Here is a 16,467-nt window from a genome sequence, read left to right as displayed (position 1 = left end):
GAGCGAAACATGAACTCGTCGAACGATAGCGGGCATCGCACCGCGCGCGTCGTAATTATCGGTGGCGTTTCCGGTTGCGGAAAATCGACGGTCGGCAAGGCGCTTGCCGAATATTTAGGCTGGCCTTTCATAGAAGGCGATACGTTTCATTCCGAAGCGAATATAGCAAAAATGCGGCGCGGCGAAGCGCTGGGCGATAACGACCGAAAGCCTTGGTTGGAAAGCTTGCACAACGAAATCATCCATTATCTCGATTGCGGTATTTCGGCGGTGCTGGCTTGTTCGGCATTGAAGGCGAGTTACCGAAAAATATTGCGCGGGGGCGAAGTTAACGTGAGCTTTGTGTTCTTGAGTTGTAGTCGGGAAAGTCTGCATCGACGTTTGACGACACGGCAAGGCCATTTCCTGGGCGCCGAATTGCTTGATAGCCAGCTCGCGACCTTTGAACCGGCTAACGACATTCTTTTAATCGACAGCGAACAAGCTGTCGAAACGCTGGTTGAATCGATCGCGGATTGGCTGGCTTATTCTGGGAGCGAATGCGATGAAACATGATACCGAAATACTGCTGACCGGCTTGGCTTTTCCTGAAGCGCCGCGTTGGCGTAGCGATCGACTCTGGTTTACCGATCAGCATGCGCGTCGTGTGATGACCGTGAAAACCGACGGGCCGGCCGAGTGTATCTTAGAAACCGACGATCTGCCGGGCGGGCTGGCTTGGTTGCCTGATGGAACGCCTTTGGTCGTTGCGATGACCGAGCGTGCCGTCTATAAGCTTGAAGACCGAGGATGGACGCTATATGCCGATTTGTCCGCATTTGCCCCGTTTCATTGCAACGACATGATCGCGACAACCGGCGGCCGCGTTTATGTCGGCAACTTCGGCTACGATTTGCACGGCGGCGCGGCTCAAGCCAAGACGCATCTGATTGCGGTCGAAACGGACGGCAGCTGCCGGATCGCCGCCGAAGGTTTGCTGTTTCCGAACGGTTGCGTGATCACGCCGGACGATTCGATATTGATCGTTGCCGAAACCTTCGCCTCACGCTTGACCTCATTCACGATCGGCGAAGACGGCTTGTTGAAAGACGCCCGAACTTGGGCCGATTTGGGCGAGGCAAAGCCGGACGGCATTTGTCTCGACGACGAAGGCGGCATCTGGGTCGCCAGTCCCGGAACCGGCGAAGTGATAAGAGCCGAACGGGGCGGCAAGATTTTAGCCCGTATCAAACCGCTGGGCGTGCCTTATGCATGCATGTTGGGCGGTCCGGAGCGCCGGACATTATTCATCACGACCTCTGAAACGGACGATCCCGGCAAGGCCAACAACCTGAAATCGGGGCGTATTGAAATAGTCGAAGTTGATGTGCCGGGTGCGGGTTTGCCTTGATTTCCCATTAAACCATAACCTAAGTTCGGGTTAACCAAACCAGCCAGTATCAGGCAACGCTTCCAGAAGACGCCGTGAATACTTCCGTGTAGGCTTGGGCGCAGCATCCATGCTGCGCACACTTCTTCCAGCGCTACCTGATGCTGTCTTAACTCTCTGGAATACATGATTTATCCAGAACTGAGGTTAAACAACAGAAAAAAGGAGAGACAAATATGCCGCTTATTAGCGAGAAATCATTGGCAGGGCAGCGAGCTCTAGTAACCGGAGGTAGCTCCGGCATTGGCGCGGCGATTGCCGTCGCATTGGCCGAAGCGGGTGCGCGTGTGGCGATCAATTATCTTTCCGATGCCGAGGAGGCTGAGGCGTTGGTGGAAAAGATTCACGCCTTGGGCGGCGAAGCGATTGCGGTTCAAGCCGATGTCAGCCAAGAAGATCAAGTGATGGCGATGTTTCAACGAGTCATCGGGACTTGGGGTAGTCTCGATATTTTAGTCAACAATGCCGGCATACAGCTCGATGCGCCTTTTGTCGAGATGACCTTGGCTCAATGGGAAACCGTGATGGCGGTCAATTTGACCGGGCAATTTTTGTGCGCCCGCGAAGCGGTCAAGGAGTTTCTTCGCCGAGGTGTGGTGCCGGAGTTGTCTTGTTCGGCCGGCAAGATTATTTGTAACTCTTCGGTTCACGATATTATTCCTTGGGCCGGACACGTCAATTATGCCGCGTCAAAGGGTGGCCTGCTGATGTTCATGAAGAGCCTGGCTCAGGAAGTTGCTCATGACAAGATTAGGGTCAATGCCGTGTCGCCGGGCGCGATCAAAACACCGATCAATCGAAGCGCCTGGGAAACCCCTGAGGCGGAAGCCGATTTACTGAAGCTGATTCCGTACGAACGCGTCGGGGATCCGTCCGATATTGCCCGTGCCGTGGTCTGGTTAGCCTCCGATGCTTCCGATTATGTAGTCGGCACAACGCTTTACATCGATGGCGGTATGACGCTCTATCCGGGTTTTCGCGAAGGCGGGTAAATTTATCGCGCGGAGGCGCGGCGTTTCCAGTCTAATGATTGCAGGTTTGTTAATTGTAGGGCGCGCTCCTGCAAGCATTACTGTTGAATTAAGCATCAGCGGTCCCTTGAATATAGTCTTTGCCAGTCAAGTTTCGACATCGAGCTGCAAAATCCTCATTTCCGTAATCGACATCGCGCGCCCATCGACGGAGCGAGGACCACTTGGGCACACTGAAAGATTTTTCCGGTAGCTCAATTTGACTCGTCGCGCCCTAAGGCATATAGTTAATCGTGTTGTTTATAGGGCGATAGAAATGATTACCGCAAACGATTTAAAAACCAAAGGGATTGCTTGTTTAGAAGAAAATCTTGCCAATCAGCCGGAGGCAGTGATTACTGTCCGAGGTAAAGAGTCTTTTGTCGTGATGAAGATCGATCATTACCACTACTTGCGTGAAATGGAGCTGGAGGCCGCGCTCTATGAAGCGAAACAGGATCTTTCGGCAGGCCGTTTCAGCAAGGACAATATTGACCGGCATATAAACGAGTCATTCGTGGAATGACTTATAGCTTGATCTTTACCGACAGTTACAAAAAACGCGCTCGGCGTTTTGCAACGCAACACCCGGAATTAAAAGAGCAATACCGAAAAACTTTGCTATTACTGTCTCAAAACCCTTTTCATCCGGCGCTTCGTTTACATGCTCTAAAAGGCAAATTAGCCGATTTGCATTCGGTATCGATCAATCTCAGCTATCGGATAACCATTGAAATGATCATTTCCGAAAAAGAGATCATTTTGGTTAATGTCGGTAGCCACGATGAGGTTTATCAAGGCTGATCCTGCTCCCTTTATACTTAAAAAGTGGCTAAATTTATGAAGGTATAGGGTGTGGCTAGTGAGGATGTTGGCAGCAGGGCAGGCTTTTGCACCTCGGCCATTAGATTCCGCAATCAAGCCTACAAAAATGTATTTACGGCGTTCTATCAATCGAGTCACCGTACCACTAAGCCTATTGTTTCGAGAATTTGTTTTGGGCATATTCCTAACTATGCTGGGGTCAAATCAATTCAGCAATGAATAGTGGAATATACCCTCCGTACTTCAAATTTCGGCAGTACCTAAGGAGGCGCCGGGGTGTTCCGGCCACCCTCCCTCCCTAACGCTAGGTGAGGGGCCGGCATGGAGCTGGCATAGAGCCTACATGGACGTATTCACGGCGTCCTTTGACTGGCACGCCAGCGCCGATTTTTGATCTACGATGGGTATAAATAGGCTCCAAATATAAAATTAACCCCAGTTCGGTCAATTCATTTGATAGGATTTCCCACACGGAAAAAAAGAAACTCAGTGAACGCGATATCTGTACTAAATACATTACACCTGCCATCCTTGAGGCGGGTTGGCAGCAAACGCAGTTTCGCGAGGAAGTCAAACTGACCGACGGTCGCGTGATGGTACGCGGAAAATTGGCGGCACGAATCAAAAATCCCGACGCTAAAGGCGGTCCCAAGCGAGCGGACTATGTGCTATATGCCCGCCCTAATGTGCCGATCGCAGTTATTGAAGCGAAGCAAAACAAGTTTCCGGTCGGGCAGGGTATGCAACAGGCACTGAGCTATGCCGAAATGCTCGATGTGCCGTTTTCCATCAGTTCGAATGGCGATGGTTTTCTAATCCATGATAGGACGGGCCTGACCGATCCAACCGAACACCAAGGATGGCGTGAATGCAGATTTTGCATTTACGCTACGGATGGCGTGTATTAGGGCACCAACAGTAGGCGCTTTAGGCGATGCAGGGCAGAAAAATGCTCCTGCATTTTCTGCATTCATTACATCCATGTAACTCAGCAATTGCCGAGGAGCAAAAATCTGCGCTGCTGCCGACATCCTCGCTAGCCACACCCCATACCTTCATAAAGTTAGCTATTTTTTGAGTATAAAGGGAGTATTGTGAAGGATTGGATCGGCAGTCATTTGAAACCACCGGGCTAAATTACGATGCAACGGTTCGTAACCTTGAATTGATCGGAGAGGCCGCAACTCATATCCCAGCGGAAGTTAGGGAAGCCAATCCGGTAGTGTTTTCGCGGCAAATCATCGCAACGCGCAACACGGTTACTTGGGAATCGATAACGATACTTTGCGGAGTATTATTCAGGATGATATTCCCGGCTTGATTTTTGAGTTGCGGCGGATAGTCAAAAACTTTTAATCATTTATTATTTATTGATTTTTTATGATCAGTCACTTAATAAACAGGGTGCGAAATTCGTACTATTGCTAATCTGTATCAACTCGGCCGCGATACTGACTGCGATCTCCTCGGGCGTATGACTATGGATCGGCAAGCCGATGGGACCTCGAATGTGTTGAAGCTCATCGCAAGACAGCGTTTCGGCAAGCTTGGCTTTGAGTTGGGCGATTTTTTTCCGGCTGCCCAATACACCCAGATAGGCGACTTTTTTGCCGGCTAAGCGCTCGGCGATTTTTTGGTCGGCATAATGACTATGCGTCATGATCAAGACATAGATTTGGCTGCCTTCTGGTATTGCAGCGTCGATGTCAGAGTAGGGGCGTTTCAACTTTTGCCGCGCATACACATTGCGCGTTAGGGTGTCGAGATTTTCGCGTTCGTCGATCACGGTGATGTCGAAATCGAGCGTCGCCAGGATTCTCGACAGCGCCAGACCGACATGACCACCGCCGATAATATAAGCTTGTTTGGACCAACCGACGGATTCCCGATACTGCCAATCATTGTCGCCTTGCCGGGTAAACCGGCACGGTTCCGGTAGGGTTTGCGTTTGATCGAATGCGATACCGGACGGCGACAGTGTCAACACGCCTTGCGGATTATCCGCCAAGCGCCGGAATAAAGCGGACTGATCTTGCCGGCAAGGATACTGTAAAACGGTCTGTTCGCCGCCGCAGATCATGCCGGATGCTTCGCCGTCTCTTACTGGATGATGCTGCAAGCGTCTCAGCTTCGGCTCTAAACCATCCACTTGCAAAACCGAGCGGGCTTCTTTGAGCAAGGCGCTTTCAAGCGCTCCGCCGCCGATCGTGCCGAAGCATTCGCCATGCGCCGTCACGGCCATTTTCGCCCCCGGCTTGCCGGGCGAACTGCCTTGGCTTTCGACGACGATCATTAGTAAGACGGACTGTTGCTGCGCCAGCCGGTTCGAGAGCCATTGCCATAAAGATGTTTGTTTAGCCAAAGAAGGTCTCGCTCAAAGCATAATAAACCGCCATCATCGCCGAAAAAACCGCGCTGCAGAAAAAACGCCAGCGTAGCGGAATATGATTTTGGATCAGGTAATTGGCAGCAAACGCCACCGGCACGATGCGCAGAAATGACGCCAAACCGATGTTCAGTAATTGCCAGTCCAGTTCGGCAAAGCGGCCCGACACGCAATAGATCAATGCGATATGCCGCGCGATCCACAGCGGATTGAAAAACGCCTGAGCCAGCAAGGCGCGTAGAATACGGTTGTGAAGATCGCTCCCTCTGAAACAACGCGCCAGCCAATTGAAATAGGCGGGAATTTCGATTGCATACAATGTCCCCCCGACCAGCATCATACCGAGCAATCGAAACCATTGGAATTCGTCGGTCAACAATGCCGCGGCGCTATCGCCCGCCGCATAAATCAACGTGCCCGACATGCTGTTGCGCAGCGTCAACAGTGCCATTATGTTTCGGAATACAAGGCCAGCAACACTTTTTCCGGCGTCATTGGCGCGCTGAACTCCGGTTCAAAGGCCGGATTGAAAGCCTGTATCGCCTTGACCAGCGCGAAATATACGCCGATCCCATACATGAACGGCGGCTCGCCGACCGCTTTCGAATGCAGAATCGCGGCCGGATTGTCCTTGGCCAAAAATTCGACGTTGATTTCCGGTGCGAAATGAATATCGGGAATCTTATAGGCGGTCAGCGTATCGTTCAGTAAACGACCCTGGCTATCATGACGGATATCTTCGATCGTCATCCATCCCAAGCCCTGCATCAGACCGCCCTCAACCTGGCCGAGATCGACCTCGGGTGCGAGACTCTTGCCTCCGTCATGCACGATAACGACTTCATCGATGCGATAAATCCCGCGCAAGCAATCGACCGTTACTTCAATGGCAGCGCAGCCATAGACATGATAGGCGAAAGGTCGGCCCTGTTCCTTGCTTCTGTCGAAATAGACGCCGGGCGTCGCATAATGCGCATGCGCCGATAACGCCGTTCGGGACAGGTAGGCGTCGGAAATCAATTGATTCCATCCGATTGCGGTCGGCTGTCCGTTGAAATGCACGCGCTCTTGTTCGATGGCGATTTTATCCGCTTCGGCTTCGATATCGAGCAATCCGGCGGCGACTTTTTTCAAACCCTGAAGAATCTGCCGGCAAGCCAATGAAGTCGCCTGACCATTGAGATCGGCGCCGACGCTGGCCGCGGTCGGCGACATATTCGCGATGCGCGAGGTATTCGTGCTTTCAACCTTGACGCGGTCTGAAACTATCGAAAAGGTCAAAGCAACGATGTTTCGGATTTTTTGCTTGACGCCTTGGCCCATTTCGACCGCGCCGCAACTCACTCCGACCGAGCCATCGGCATAAACATGCACCAGCGCGCCGGCTTGATTCAGAAAAGTCGCGGTAAACGAAATCCCGAAGCAGATCGGCATCAACGCCAAGGCTTTTTTCTCGAGTCGATGGCTCGCATTGAAGTCGTTTATCGCCTGTTGCCGCCGAGACAACGCATGCTTTTCCTGCAAGCGTTCCCAGCAGAGACCGGCTCGACATTCCGTCGCGGGCATGCCGTAAGGAAACGCTTGGCCTTCTTGCAGTAAATTGAGGCGCTGAATTTCGGCTGTATCGATTTGCAATGCCGCAGCGGCTTTGAAAATCGCCGATTCCAGTACGAACATCGCCTGCGGCCCGCCGAAACCTCGGAATGCAGTATTCGGCGGCAGATGCGTGCGGCAACTGACCGCAGTCGCGCGCAGGTTCGGAATGAAATAACTGTTGCTGGCATGAAATAGCGTGCGTTCCAGAATCGCCAGAGAAAGATCGGCGACCGCGCCGGCATTCTGGTAAAAACTAACCTCGTAAGCCAATATCTTGCCGCTGCGGGTCAAGCCGATCTTGAAATCCGCATCGTAAGGGTGACGCTTGCCGGTCCAACGCATGTCGTCGCTTCGGCTCAATCGTATTTTGACGGGCCGTTGCAGACGGCTGGCCGCCAATGCCGCGATTGCGGCCCAGGTTGTCGCCTGTTCTTCCTTGCCGCCGAAACCGCCGCCGAGACGCAGCACATCGACCTCAACTTGCGTCATCGCCAGGTTGAGCACGCGCGCGATGACCCGTTGCACCATGCCCGGCGACTGCGTGGCCGAAACGACTCTTAAACCGCCGTTTTCCAGCGGATAGGCGAGCGCGGTTTGAGTTTCCAGATAGACATGCTCCTGCGCGCCCGATTGCGTCTTGCCTTCGATGATGTCATCGCACGTTTGCCAGGCTTGCTCGACATCACCGAGCGAAAAGATGCGCGGCGGCGCGATGTGCAGACCTTGCCGGTGCGCCTCGCGGGCGTCGAATACGGCGGGCAATTCTCGGTAGTTAATCTGCACAAGAGCGGCCGCATGCCGGGCTTCGCTTTCTGATTCGGCAACGACCACGGCGATCGGCTGGCCTTGATACATTACGGTTTGTTCAGCCAACAGCACCTCATTGGCCTCGACATTGCCGATGTTGTTGACGCCCGGTATATCGGCTGCGGTCACTATCGAGGCGACTCCGGAGCACGCCAAGGCCTCGCTAAAATCGATGCTTGCGATCAAGCCGTGAGCGATTGTCGACACGACAGGAAAGGCATGCAGCAAACCGACCGGTGGCACGATGTCGTCGACAAAGACCGAGCGCCCTTGGGCATGCAGTTCGAGATCATTGGCGTGCATGTAATTGCTCCCAGCGAATCGCTTCAGGAAATAGCTTCATGAAATGCGCGAAGATCAACTGTCTCAGCAACAAACGTTTGTAATTGGCGGAACCGCGCAGATCGGAAATCGGCGCAATTTCGTGTCGGGCGATATCGGCCGCGGCGAGAACGGTTGCCGGGGCTATCGCTTTGTCTTGCAAATAGGCGCAGGTCTTCTTGAAATAAAACGGCACCGGAGCAACGCCGCCGGCCGATAAACGGGCTGTGACGATTCGCCCGTCGGCATGTTCGATGCCGAGCGCCGAGTTGACGGCGGCGATATCGAGATGCTGGCGCATGCTGACTTTCTCGTAACTGAAACCCATCGCGGCAGTTCGGTTGAAATGGATGGCCTGCAATCGTTCGCCGCTCTGCAAATCGATTTGTTTATAGCCTCGAAAAAAATCTTTGAGCGAAACGGTGCGGCTTGCGTCATGCGAGACCAAAAGCAGACGGGCATTCAAGGCCAGAAAGAACACCGCCAGATCGGCAATCGGCGAGGCATTGACTAGATTGCCGCCGACCGTCGCGCGGGCTCGGACCGGCGCCGAGCAAATCAACTCAAAATCTTGCGTGACCGATGGTAACAACTGCCGAAACAACGTGGAGGTTCGAAGTTGTTCTATCGTTACCGCGGCATCGACGATGCAATCGTCAGCGTCAAAGCGAACGCCGTCGGCGCTGTCGGACAAAAATGCCAATGGTTGGGTATGTAGCCAATGCGGTCTGGCCGCCCATAAATCGGTGCCGCCGCCGACCAGTACCGCGTCCGTCGAAGGATCGGCCTTATTGCGTGGCGCAATGGCCGATAGTTTGGAATCCATGCCCGAAAAATAAGCCGGCAGGATTTGCCATTGCACCAAATTATCGATTCTGCGTTCCGGCGGCGAGCCGGACAGGGCGAATTGCCGGCAGAGCCGCGCTATCGCGCGTTTGATGCCGGCGTAACCGGTGCAGCGGCAGAGATTGCCGGCGACCGCATCGATCGCGGCTTGTTCGTTGGAAGTCTCGGCATTCAGAAAAAAGCCGGTCAAGGCCATCATCAGGCCGGGCGTGCAAAAGCCGCATTGAATCGCGCCGCAATCGACTAAGGCGCGTTGAAGCGGATTCAAGGATTCTCCGTTCAGGCCTTCTACCGTCACGACATGGCAAGCGTCGATCGCGCCCAGCGGCAACAAGCAGGCATTGACGGCCTGATAGCGTAAGCGGCCACCGCGCATTGATCCGAGCAGCACTTGGCAGGCGCCGCAATCGCCTTCCCTGCAGACGTCCTTGGTGCCGGTCAGGCCCTGCCTCTGACGAATCAGGTCCAGCACGACCGTTGCCGGGTTTGCATGATCCTCGATCAGTTGTCGATTCAGTACCAAGCGAGTCATCACGGCGTTACCGTTAATGGAGTAAAGGAAAATGTCCGGCCGTCGAACAAACCCCGGTCGCTCAATTTCAATTCGGGAATGACCAGCAGGGCCATGAACGATAAAGTCATGAACGGTGCGCGCAGCGGTGAACCCAGTCGCTTGGCCGATGCTTCCAACTCGGCATAGCGCGCCGCGACGCTATCGCCGTCGGCATCGCTCATAAGACCCGCGATCGGCAGCGGCAGTAATTCGACATGCTCCCGGTCCGCAACTGCAATGCCGCCTTGCGCCGCGATTACCGCATTGACCGCGCGGCAAATGGCATCGGTATCAGCACCGACAGCGATAATATTATGCGAATCATGCGCGACGCTCGACGCCAACGCACCTCGTTGCAAGCCGAAGCCTTCGATAAAGGCCAGTGCCGGCCGGGCGACTTCGTAACGATTGACGACGGTCAACATTAGCCGGTCGCATTCGATGTCAGGCACGATCTTGTCATGCTCGATTTTTGGCGTGCGTAACAAGGCTTGCGTGAACAACTCGCCGTCGAATGCCTTGATCACACGGATTTGCTCGCCGCTCGCCGGCACTTTGAGATCGGATGTGTCGATCGGTACGGCGGCGAAACGATTGACGGGTTTTGTTTCATGATGCACCAACAGGCTTTTGCAGTGCTCGGCGACTTTTTGGCCGGCAATCCAAGTGACGAGTACGCTAAAGTCGGTTAGATTTTCGACGAGTACCGCGTCCATGCGCTCGCCGACCCGCAGGCGGCCAACCGGCAAATCATAATGGTCGACCGGATTCCAACAGGCGCAGCGCAAGGCATCGAAAACGCTATGACCGTGCGCGATGGCCCGAGCTACTAAGACATTGATGTGGCCGGCAACCAAGTCGTCCGGGTGCTTGTCGTCGCTGCACAACATCACGCGCTCGGGAGCTTCGCCGATCAACGGATGCAATGCCTCGAAATTGCGCGCCGCCGAACCCTCCCTAATCAAGATATGCATGCCGGCCGCGAGTTTTTCGCGGGCTTCATCGAGCGTGCTGCATTCATGATCGGTCGAAATGCCGGCCGCCGCATAGCGCTTGACGTCTTCACCGCTCAGGCCGGGCGCATGACCGTCGATCGGGTAGCCGAAACGCTTGGCCAATGCCAATTTTGCCGCAATTTCAGGATCATCATGCAAAACCCCGGGATAATTCATCACTTCGGATAGATAACCTGCCTGTCGGTTTTCGAGCAGCCAGGCCAATTGTACGCTGTCGAGGCGCGCGCCGGACGTTTCAAATGGAGTTGCCGGCACGCACGAAGGCGCTCCGAACAATATCGGCATCGGCGTCAACGCGGCGCTATCGCACATGAAGCGAATTCCTTCCAGGCCGAGCACATTGGCGATTTCATGCGGGTCGGAAACGGTAGCGACGGTGCCGTGCCGGCACGCAATCCGGGCAAACTCGGCAGGCGTCAGCATCGAGCTTTCGATATGCACATGCGCGTCGATAAAGCCCGGTAACAAATAAGGCCGGCTCGGGTCTTCATCGCTTAATTCGATGATCGAGGCGATTGTTCCGTTATTCCAACTGACTTCGGCCAAGACTATCCGCCGTTCGAGTATTTGAACGATATTCGCGATGAAGCTTCCTTGATTTAGATTCACTTTCTTGACCAATGGGTTTTCCTAAGGGATCGATTATCCGATTTCAGATAATTTAGGCTGCGAAACAGGCCTGTTATGCAAATACAGTGATTGAGTCGGATAAGCGAATTCGATGCCTTCCTGTTGGAACTGTTGGTAAATATCCAGATTGACTGCTTGCTGCGCATCCATGAATAAACCGTAGTCAGGGCTCAGCACATAATAGACGATTTCGAAATCGAGAGAGAAATCACCGTATTGAAAAAAGTGAGCGCGATCGAAGCGAGTTTTATCTTGCTTCTCGATGATCGCTTTGAGCATTGCCGGAATGCTCAGCAGCTTTTTATAGGGCGTATCATAGACCACTCCAAGTTTGAAAACTACGCGCCGCTCTTGCATGCGTTTGTAGTTGCGGATGCGGGTATCGAGCAGTTCGCCGTTGGCGCAAATGATCTGCTCGCCGGTCAGGCTACGCAATCGAGTAGTTTTGATGCCGATATGCTCTATGGTGCCGAAATAATCGCCGAAATTGACGAAATCGCCGATCACGAAGGGTTTGTCGAGCACGATTGATAGCGATGCGAATAAATCGCTGAGGATTCGTTGCAGCGCCAAGGCGACTGCGATACCGCCGATACCGAGGCCGGCAATTAACGCGGTGATATCGATACCGAGGTTTTGCAGAATAAGCAATACTGCTACCGACCATAACACTATTTGGCTCGTGAAATTAAGGATGGCCAATGCGCCCATGCTGGCGCCGTCGCGTTTGGTTTTGCGCGACAGGATACGGAAAATCCAGGCTCTTATAAAACCGCTCAGCCAAATCGCGATCTGTAGTGCGATAACAACTTTTGTGATTTTGGCGATCGTCGTATCGGTGGCGGGGTCTAGCGTTAACGATAATGATGAGAAAAAGACAGCGATGACTAGAAAGAATATGAGATTGGCGCGTTTGACGGTGCTCAGCATTTCATTCGCTTGGGAAAAATGCTTGCGTTCGGCGGCATGCTTTAAACCGCGCATTAGGAACCAACGCAAAACGAATAATAAAATGAAGGTCATCGAGGCGATGGCGAAGGCATAAAGCCAATCCCATAGCGAATTATGATTGATCTCCATGTTGATTAAACTTTTGATCCGGTCGCGAAGGTTGTATTGCGAGGTTCTGGCATTAATATCGTCGATCAAGTATTGATGAAGCCGGCGGGTTTCATCCATTGCCCCGTTTAAATCGGTCAATGTGTCGATGATACTTTGTATGTGTTCACTTTGACGTGATAGCCAAAAGGATTTATCCGGAGCCGTTTTGCTGCCTACCCCATTCAGTCGGCTTTGCCAGTCGCTGAGCCAAAGTTTAATCGTGGCTTGCTCTTGCTCGATTTGTGCGATGGCTGAGTTGGCCTGAGATCGCCAGTTCGGTAATTCCTGCAATTCGACGGATTCATTGAATACGTCCTGGCGCTTTTGCCATAATTCCTTCCGCTCCGAAATTAATTCCAGTTTGCGTTGCGCAGCATCGGTTTTCGACTTAAGCGCCTCTAGCTCCAAGCGACGCGATTCCGTTTCTTCAATGGCTTGCACATCTTCGAAAGAAGCCGCTTCCAGCCGTTTCCGAGCTTGTTCTAAAAGGCTTTGCGCCTTTGATTGTTGTTCGTTGAGTCGAGACAATTCGCGGTTAAGTTCGAATTGTTGTTTGCGGATACTTTCGTGTTGCTGAGTTAATGCAGAATTGTCGAAGCGGGCATGTTGCTGTAAAAAGTCGACTTTTTGGCGTAATAGACTAAGGTGGGTGTCATAGACTGAAAACGCTTTTTCTTCGTTTTTCAGTTCCAGTTCGCGAAGCGTTTGTTGTTGTTCGGCGAGATCATGTTCCAGTTCCGCCGCTTTTAGCGGCAACGGCTCGATTGTTCCGTTTCCACTTTGTATTTGAGTCAGCTTGTCTTGTGTTTGTTTGAATGCCTGTTGTGCTTGTTCCAAACCTTCTTTTGCCAAATCAACTTTGGCGCGGACCACTTTAACCCGGGCCGACTCGACGGCGAGTTGTTCGCGCGCGCGGTCCAAATCCAAAACTGAAACAGGTTTTTCAGGCTCAAGCTCTTTTTCTAGTCGGGCAATTTCTTGTAAGTCGGCGGCTTTTTGAGCATCTAGTTCCTGACTTCGATTGAGTTCGATGATTTGTGCGGTAAAGGCTGCCTCTGTTTGCTCCAGCAGTGCGAGTTGCTTTTGTAATAGTTCGGCATCATGGGCCGATGCTTTTTGCAAACGCTGCTTGATTTCTGTTCTTTGATTTTCCAGCGCTTTACGTCGTTCCGAAATGGTTTCGATGGTTTGGTCGAGCGTTTCGGTTTCGGCGCTATTCTCGGGTGCTGTTACTTGTTGTGCGTCTTGAGACCAGGCAAAATTAAACGGTGCCATCAAGTAAAATAGCAATAGCAATAGCCAGAGACTTGGATTTCGGGTCAATGAAATTGCAGCGTTGATGTTCATGTTTATTCCTCGTGTTGAGAGTCAGTCGTTTTCGTAGCTTACCCAGTCATAAGCCTTGTTTACTATAATGTCGCGTCATTGCAATATTTTTGACTGTAATCAATCAAAGTGTGCAAATTGAAGATAGGAGGCGGTGGCAACTACCACTAGGCAAGTTGTCAGTAAATTTTACTGGCGTCTGCGCCTCGGTCATGACCGAGAGCGTATGATTCATTTGAAATTTAAGTTTGATGGATGAGCGACAACGGTATTTGGGATGTCGTGCAATAAATGAAAAATGCTTATGAATCGCTCTTTTGATGAAGAATTATGTAATATTTGAGGTCTTACTGCAAATCACGGCCGATTAGAATACCGGTGGTGGCAATATTCTCTTTTGAGTTTTAGCCAAAAATATCCTAGCGGTCATATCGATTCGTTGCTGAGCCTTCAGCAGACGTTAAGTTTATTGAGCTATTTTAAGAATATTCGTCAATATATTGAAATTTAAGTATCTTATGGCTTTTCAGTTGTTGCAAAAAAAACCGTATCATTTACTCGTTAGACGCAATTTCGGATTCGCTACCGTTTTGGCGATTGTCGCTATGATGTTATTCGGCTGTTCTTCCAAACAGCCGGTGTCGGATGATGGCTTCGATAGAGCAATCGAATTCAAGAGAGATGCGCCTTACAACCGGCCTTACCAAATTAGAGGCAAACGCTACTATCCCTTGGCCAATCCCAATGGATATAAGGAAAGAGGCATTGCTTCTTGGTATGGTGCCGAATCCGGCAATCGCACTGCGATGGGTATCAGGTTTAATCCCGATGGTCTAAGCGCCGCGCATAAAACGCTTCCTTTACCTTCCAGAGTCAAAGTGACTAACTTGCTAAATGGCCGGTCGATTATTTTGGTTGTGAACGATCGCGGCCCCTTCGCTAAAAATCGTTTGATCGATCTATCGAAAGGCGCGGCTAAAGTGATTGGCGTTAAAGGGCTTGCCGAAGTGGAAGTGGAGTATATCGGTGAGTATGCCGGTAGCAATAGATAGTCGATGCCTGCGCGAAAGTAATCATTTAGGCTTGACGGCCGCTATCCCTGCCGCCGACACCTGCCAATTGAGCAACCGAACCCTACACAAAATAGGGAAGTTATTTACGGGCATATCCTTAGTCATGCGTTTTATGAATAGGCAACCAGATCTTAAAACTGGCGCCTTCTCCGATACGACTCGTGACGTCGATTCTGCCATGATGAGCGCGGACGATATTATTCGCGGTCGATAAGCCGAGGCCGATGCCTTTGCCAATGGGGCGCGTCGTGAAAAACGGTTCAAATAATCTATGCAGATGGTCCGGATTAATCCCGGGGCCGTTGTCTGCAATTTCCACCCAGATCTGTTTGCCGTCGGTTCCGGTTCGTATAATGATTTCACCGGATTCGCCGACGGCTTGCCAGGCATTGGTCAGCAAACTCAAAAAAACTTGATTCATGAGTTGAGGAATGCATTCGATCTCGGGCGTGTCGCCATATTCTTTGCGAATACGGCATTGGATATTTTGGCTGCAGACGAACACTTTTAAGGTCGTCTCCAAACTCAGCTTGATATCGCATTGCTGCCAGTCTTGGCCGTTGTCATCGGTGAATTGATTGAAGGCACGGACGATATTTCGCACTCGGGTTAAACCTTCTTTGGATTCGCTAATCAGATCGGCGATATCCTCGCGCAAAAAATTCCAGTCTTTTTGCTGCTTCAAATCTTGTAATTTCGAGATACAGTCCGGTTGGGGCCTGCATTTGGAGAGTTGATTATCGTATTGGTCGATCAAGTCGAAAATTTCGAAGGCATATTCTTGAAAGGAATTGAGGTTGGAAAAAATAAACCCCAACGGATTATTAATTTCGTGTGCAATGCCGGCCGCCAATTGACCGATCGCGGCGAGTTTTTCCGATTGCATCAGTTCGGATTGAATTATTTGATTTTCTTGCAAGCGTTTTTGTAGTTCCGCTTCGAGATGAATATTTTGATTTTGTAAGCGCTCGCGCGCTTTTTTTAGTTCTATCTGTGAGTTGACCCTAACCGATAATATCGATAAGTTGCAGGGTTTATAGAGATAATCCGCCGCACCCAATGAAAAACCGAACGTTTCGTCTAGTCCGGAGGTCAAGGCCGTCACGAAAATGACCGGAATGTCTTGCGTCTTCGGATTAGCCTTCAACGCTTTAATGACTTCGTAACCGTCCATGCCGGGCATCATAATATCCAACAAGATTAGGTCCAAGGAGTTATTATTCGCTATTTCCAAGGCTTTAGCGCCGGATGTTGCGACCAAGACCGCATAATCCGCCATCAAATATTGTCCGAAAACCGAAAGATTGACGCTTTCGTCGTCGACTATCAGAATGCTGGGGCGCTTATCAATGCTCGTGGTATCGTTTGACATCAAGACCTCAAAATTTATTTATCATCATCGTAGATCAAAATTCGGCATCGGCGTCCTATCGTCCTATCGGGCGAGTGACCGCACTCTCCGCCTGCCGCGCACTTTCATTTGCCGGGGCGATCGATTGCCAGACCTTCGTGAATATTACTATAGTAATATGAGTTCCACCCTCCGAG

General features: G+C 51.6%; 14 protein-coding genes and 1 pseudogene. 8 read left to right on the top strand and 7 right to left on the bottom strand.

The annotated features are described in order from the left end of the window. Nucleotides 1-9 precede the first annotated feature (9 nt). The 7 genes and pseudogenes from ACINK7_RS12200 (at nucleotide 10) to ACINK7_RS12170 (ending at nucleotide 4,585) form a co-directional block, all read left to right on the top strand. Nucleotides 10-555, top strand: a complete 546-nt coding sequence (locus ACINK7_RS12200; protein ID WP_404355484.1) for a gluconokinase — start codon at nucleotides 10-12, stop codon at nucleotides 553-555. Continuing rightward, complete coding sequence (locus tag ACINK7_RS12195) at nucleotides 545-1,390, top strand: SMP-30/gluconolactonase/LRE family protein (RefSeq protein WP_404355482.1); 846 nt, start codon at nucleotides 545-547, stop codon at nucleotides 1,388-1,390. Before ACINK7_RS12200 ends, ACINK7_RS12195 begins: the two co-directional genes overlap by 11 nt. A gap of 215 nt (nucleotides 1,391-1,605) precedes the next feature. Then, nucleotides 1,606-2,421 carry an SDR family oxidoreductase gene (locus ACINK7_RS12190; protein ID WP_404355480.1) on the top strand — a complete coding sequence of 272 codons (816 nt, stop codon included), beginning with the start codon at nucleotides 1,606-1,608 and terminating at the stop codon, nucleotides 2,419-2,421. Nucleotides 2,422-2,716: 295 nt separating this feature from the next. Beyond that, entirely contained in the window at nucleotides 2,717-2,965 is a 249-nt protein-coding gene (locus ACINK7_RS12185) for a type II toxin-antitoxin system Phd/YefM family antitoxin (RefSeq protein WP_404355478.1), read from the top strand. Beyond that, nucleotides 2,962-3,243 (top strand): type II toxin-antitoxin system YafQ family toxin, encoded by a 282-nt coding sequence (locus ACINK7_RS12180; RefSeq protein ID WP_404355476.1) that lies wholly within the window; start codon nucleotides 2,962-2,964, stop codon nucleotides 3,241-3,243. The genes ACINK7_RS12185 and ACINK7_RS12180 overlap by 4 nt, the downstream gene beginning before the upstream one ends. Nucleotides 3,244-3,725: 482 nt before the next feature. After that, a pseudogene (locus ACINK7_RS12175) lies at nucleotides 3,726-4,121 on the top strand (type I restriction endonuclease); the annotation flags it as partial. 245 nt (nucleotides 4,122-4,366) lie between these two features. Further along, nucleotides 4,367-4,585, top strand: a complete 219-nt coding sequence (locus ACINK7_RS12170; protein ID WP_404355475.1) for a DUF86 domain-containing protein — start codon at nucleotides 4,367-4,369, stop codon at nucleotides 4,583-4,585. A 63-nt stretch (nucleotides 4,586-4,648) separates the two neighbouring features. On the opposite strand, the gene ACINK7_RS12165 is transcribed toward ACINK7_RS12170, so the two are convergent. From ACINK7_RS12165 to ACINK7_RS12140, 6 genes are read right to left on the bottom strand one after another with little or no spacing between them, the layout of a single operon-like run. Beyond that, nucleotides 4,649-5,626 (bottom strand): XdhC family protein, encoded by a 978-nt coding sequence (locus ACINK7_RS12165; protein ID WP_404355474.1) that lies wholly within the window; start codon nucleotides 5,624-5,626, stop codon nucleotides 4,649-4,651. Next, the gene (locus tag ACINK7_RS12160; protein WP_404355472.1) at nucleotides 5,619-6,101 is read right to left on the bottom strand and encodes a hypothetical protein; all 483 of its coding nucleotides are present in this window, start codon (nucleotides 6,099-6,101) and stop codon (nucleotides 5,619-5,621) included. Before ACINK7_RS12160 ends, ACINK7_RS12165 begins: the two co-directional genes overlap by 8 nt. Continuing rightward, on the bottom strand, nucleotides 6,101-8,356 hold the full coding sequence (locus tag ACINK7_RS12155) for a molybdopterin cofactor-binding domain-containing protein (protein WP_404355470.1): 2,256 nt from the start codon (nucleotides 8,354-8,356) through the stop codon (nucleotides 6,101-6,103). The genes ACINK7_RS12160 and ACINK7_RS12155 overlap by 1 nt, the downstream gene beginning before the upstream one ends. Further along, nucleotides 8,343-9,752, bottom strand: a complete 1,410-nt coding sequence (locus ACINK7_RS12150; RefSeq protein ID WP_404355468.1) for an FAD binding domain-containing protein — start codon at nucleotides 9,750-9,752, stop codon at nucleotides 8,343-8,345. Before ACINK7_RS12150 ends, ACINK7_RS12155 begins: the two co-directional genes overlap by 14 nt. Continuing rightward, nucleotides 9,752-11,398: an adenine deaminase gene (gene ade / locus ACINK7_RS12145; RefSeq protein ID WP_404355466.1), complete on the bottom strand. Its 1,647-nt coding sequence runs from the start codon at nucleotides 11,396-11,398 to the stop codon at nucleotides 9,752-9,754. The genes ACINK7_RS12150 and ade overlap by 1 nt, the downstream gene beginning before the upstream one ends. 33 nt (nucleotides 11,399-11,431) lie before the next feature. Next, nucleotides 11,432-13,867 carry a mechanosensitive ion channel domain-containing protein gene (locus ACINK7_RS12140; RefSeq protein ID WP_404355464.1) on the bottom strand — a complete coding sequence of 812 codons (2,436 nt, stop codon included), beginning with the start codon at nucleotides 13,865-13,867 and terminating at the stop codon, nucleotides 11,432-11,434. A gap of 497 nt (nucleotides 13,868-14,364) precedes the next feature. Between ACINK7_RS12140 and ACINK7_RS12135 the strand changes: the two genes are divergently transcribed. After that, nucleotides 14,365-14,898: a septal ring lytic transglycosylase RlpA family protein gene (locus ACINK7_RS12135; protein ID WP_404355463.1), complete on the top strand. Its 534-nt coding sequence runs from the start codon at nucleotides 14,365-14,367 to the stop codon at nucleotides 14,896-14,898. A gap of 118 nt (nucleotides 14,899-15,016) precedes the next feature. Here ACINK7_RS12135 and ACINK7_RS12130 read toward each other — a convergent pair whose 3' ends face one another. After that, nucleotides 15,017-16,291 carry a sensor histidine kinase gene (locus tag ACINK7_RS12130; RefSeq protein ID WP_404355461.1) on the bottom strand — a complete coding sequence of 425 codons (1,275 nt, stop codon included), beginning with the start codon at nucleotides 16,289-16,291 and terminating at the stop codon, nucleotides 15,017-15,019. Between the last annotated feature and the right edge of the window lie 176 nt (nucleotides 16,292-16,467).

This window comes from Methylotuvimicrobium sp. KM1 (assembly GCF_044788715.1).
Lineage (GTDB): Bacteria > Pseudomonadota > Gammaproteobacteria > Methylococcales > Methylomonadaceae > Methylotuvimicrobium.
The sequence above is the reverse complement of the archived record's forward strand: the minus strand, read 5'-3'. Positions and strand labels throughout refer to the sequence as shown.

What these genes read in the sequence shown, in the direction of transcription:
- ACINK7_RS12200 (WP_404355484.1), top strand. Translation starts at nt 10, where the DNA reads ATGAACTCGTCGAACGATAGCGGGCATCGCACCGCGCGCGTCGTAATT.
- ACINK7_RS12195 (WP_404355482.1), top strand. Translation starts at nt 545, where the DNA reads ATGAAACATGATACCGAAATACTGCTGACCGGCTTGGCTTTTCCTGAA.
- ACINK7_RS12190 (WP_404355480.1), top strand. Translation starts at nt 1,606, where the DNA reads ATGCCGCTTATTAGCGAGAAATCATTGGCAGGGCAGCGAGCTCTAGTA.
- ACINK7_RS12185 (WP_404355478.1), top strand. Translation starts at nt 2,717, where the DNA reads ATGATTACCGCAAACGATTTAAAAACCAAAGGGATTGCTTGTTTAGAA.
- ACINK7_RS12180 (WP_404355476.1), top strand. Translation starts at nt 2,962, where the DNA reads ATGACTTATAGCTTGATCTTTACCGACAGTTACAAAAAACGCGCTCGG.
- ACINK7_RS12160 (WP_404355472.1), bottom strand. Translation starts at nt 6,101, where the DNA reads ATGGCACTGTTGACGCTGCGCAACAGCATGTCGGGCACGTTGATTTAT.
- ACINK7_RS12155 (WP_404355470.1), bottom strand. Translation starts at nt 8,356, where the DNA reads ATGCACGCCAATGATCTCGAACTGCATGCCCAAGGGCGCTCGGTCTTT.
- ACINK7_RS12150 (WP_404355468.1), bottom strand. Translation starts at nt 9,752, where the DNA reads ATGACTCGCTTGGTACTGAATCGACAACTGATCGAGGATCATGCAAAC.
- ACINK7_RS12140 (WP_404355464.1), bottom strand. Translation starts at nt 13,867, where the DNA reads ATGAACATCAACGCTGCAATTTCATTGACCCGAAATCCAAGTCTCTGG.
- ACINK7_RS12135 (WP_404355463.1), top strand. Translation starts at nt 14,365, where the DNA reads ATGGCTTTTCAGTTGTTGCAAAAAAAACCGTATCATTTACTCGTTAGA.
- ACINK7_RS12130 (WP_404355461.1), bottom strand. Translation starts at nt 16,291, where the DNA reads ATGTCAAACGATACCACGAGCATTGATAAGCGCCCCAGCATTCTGATA.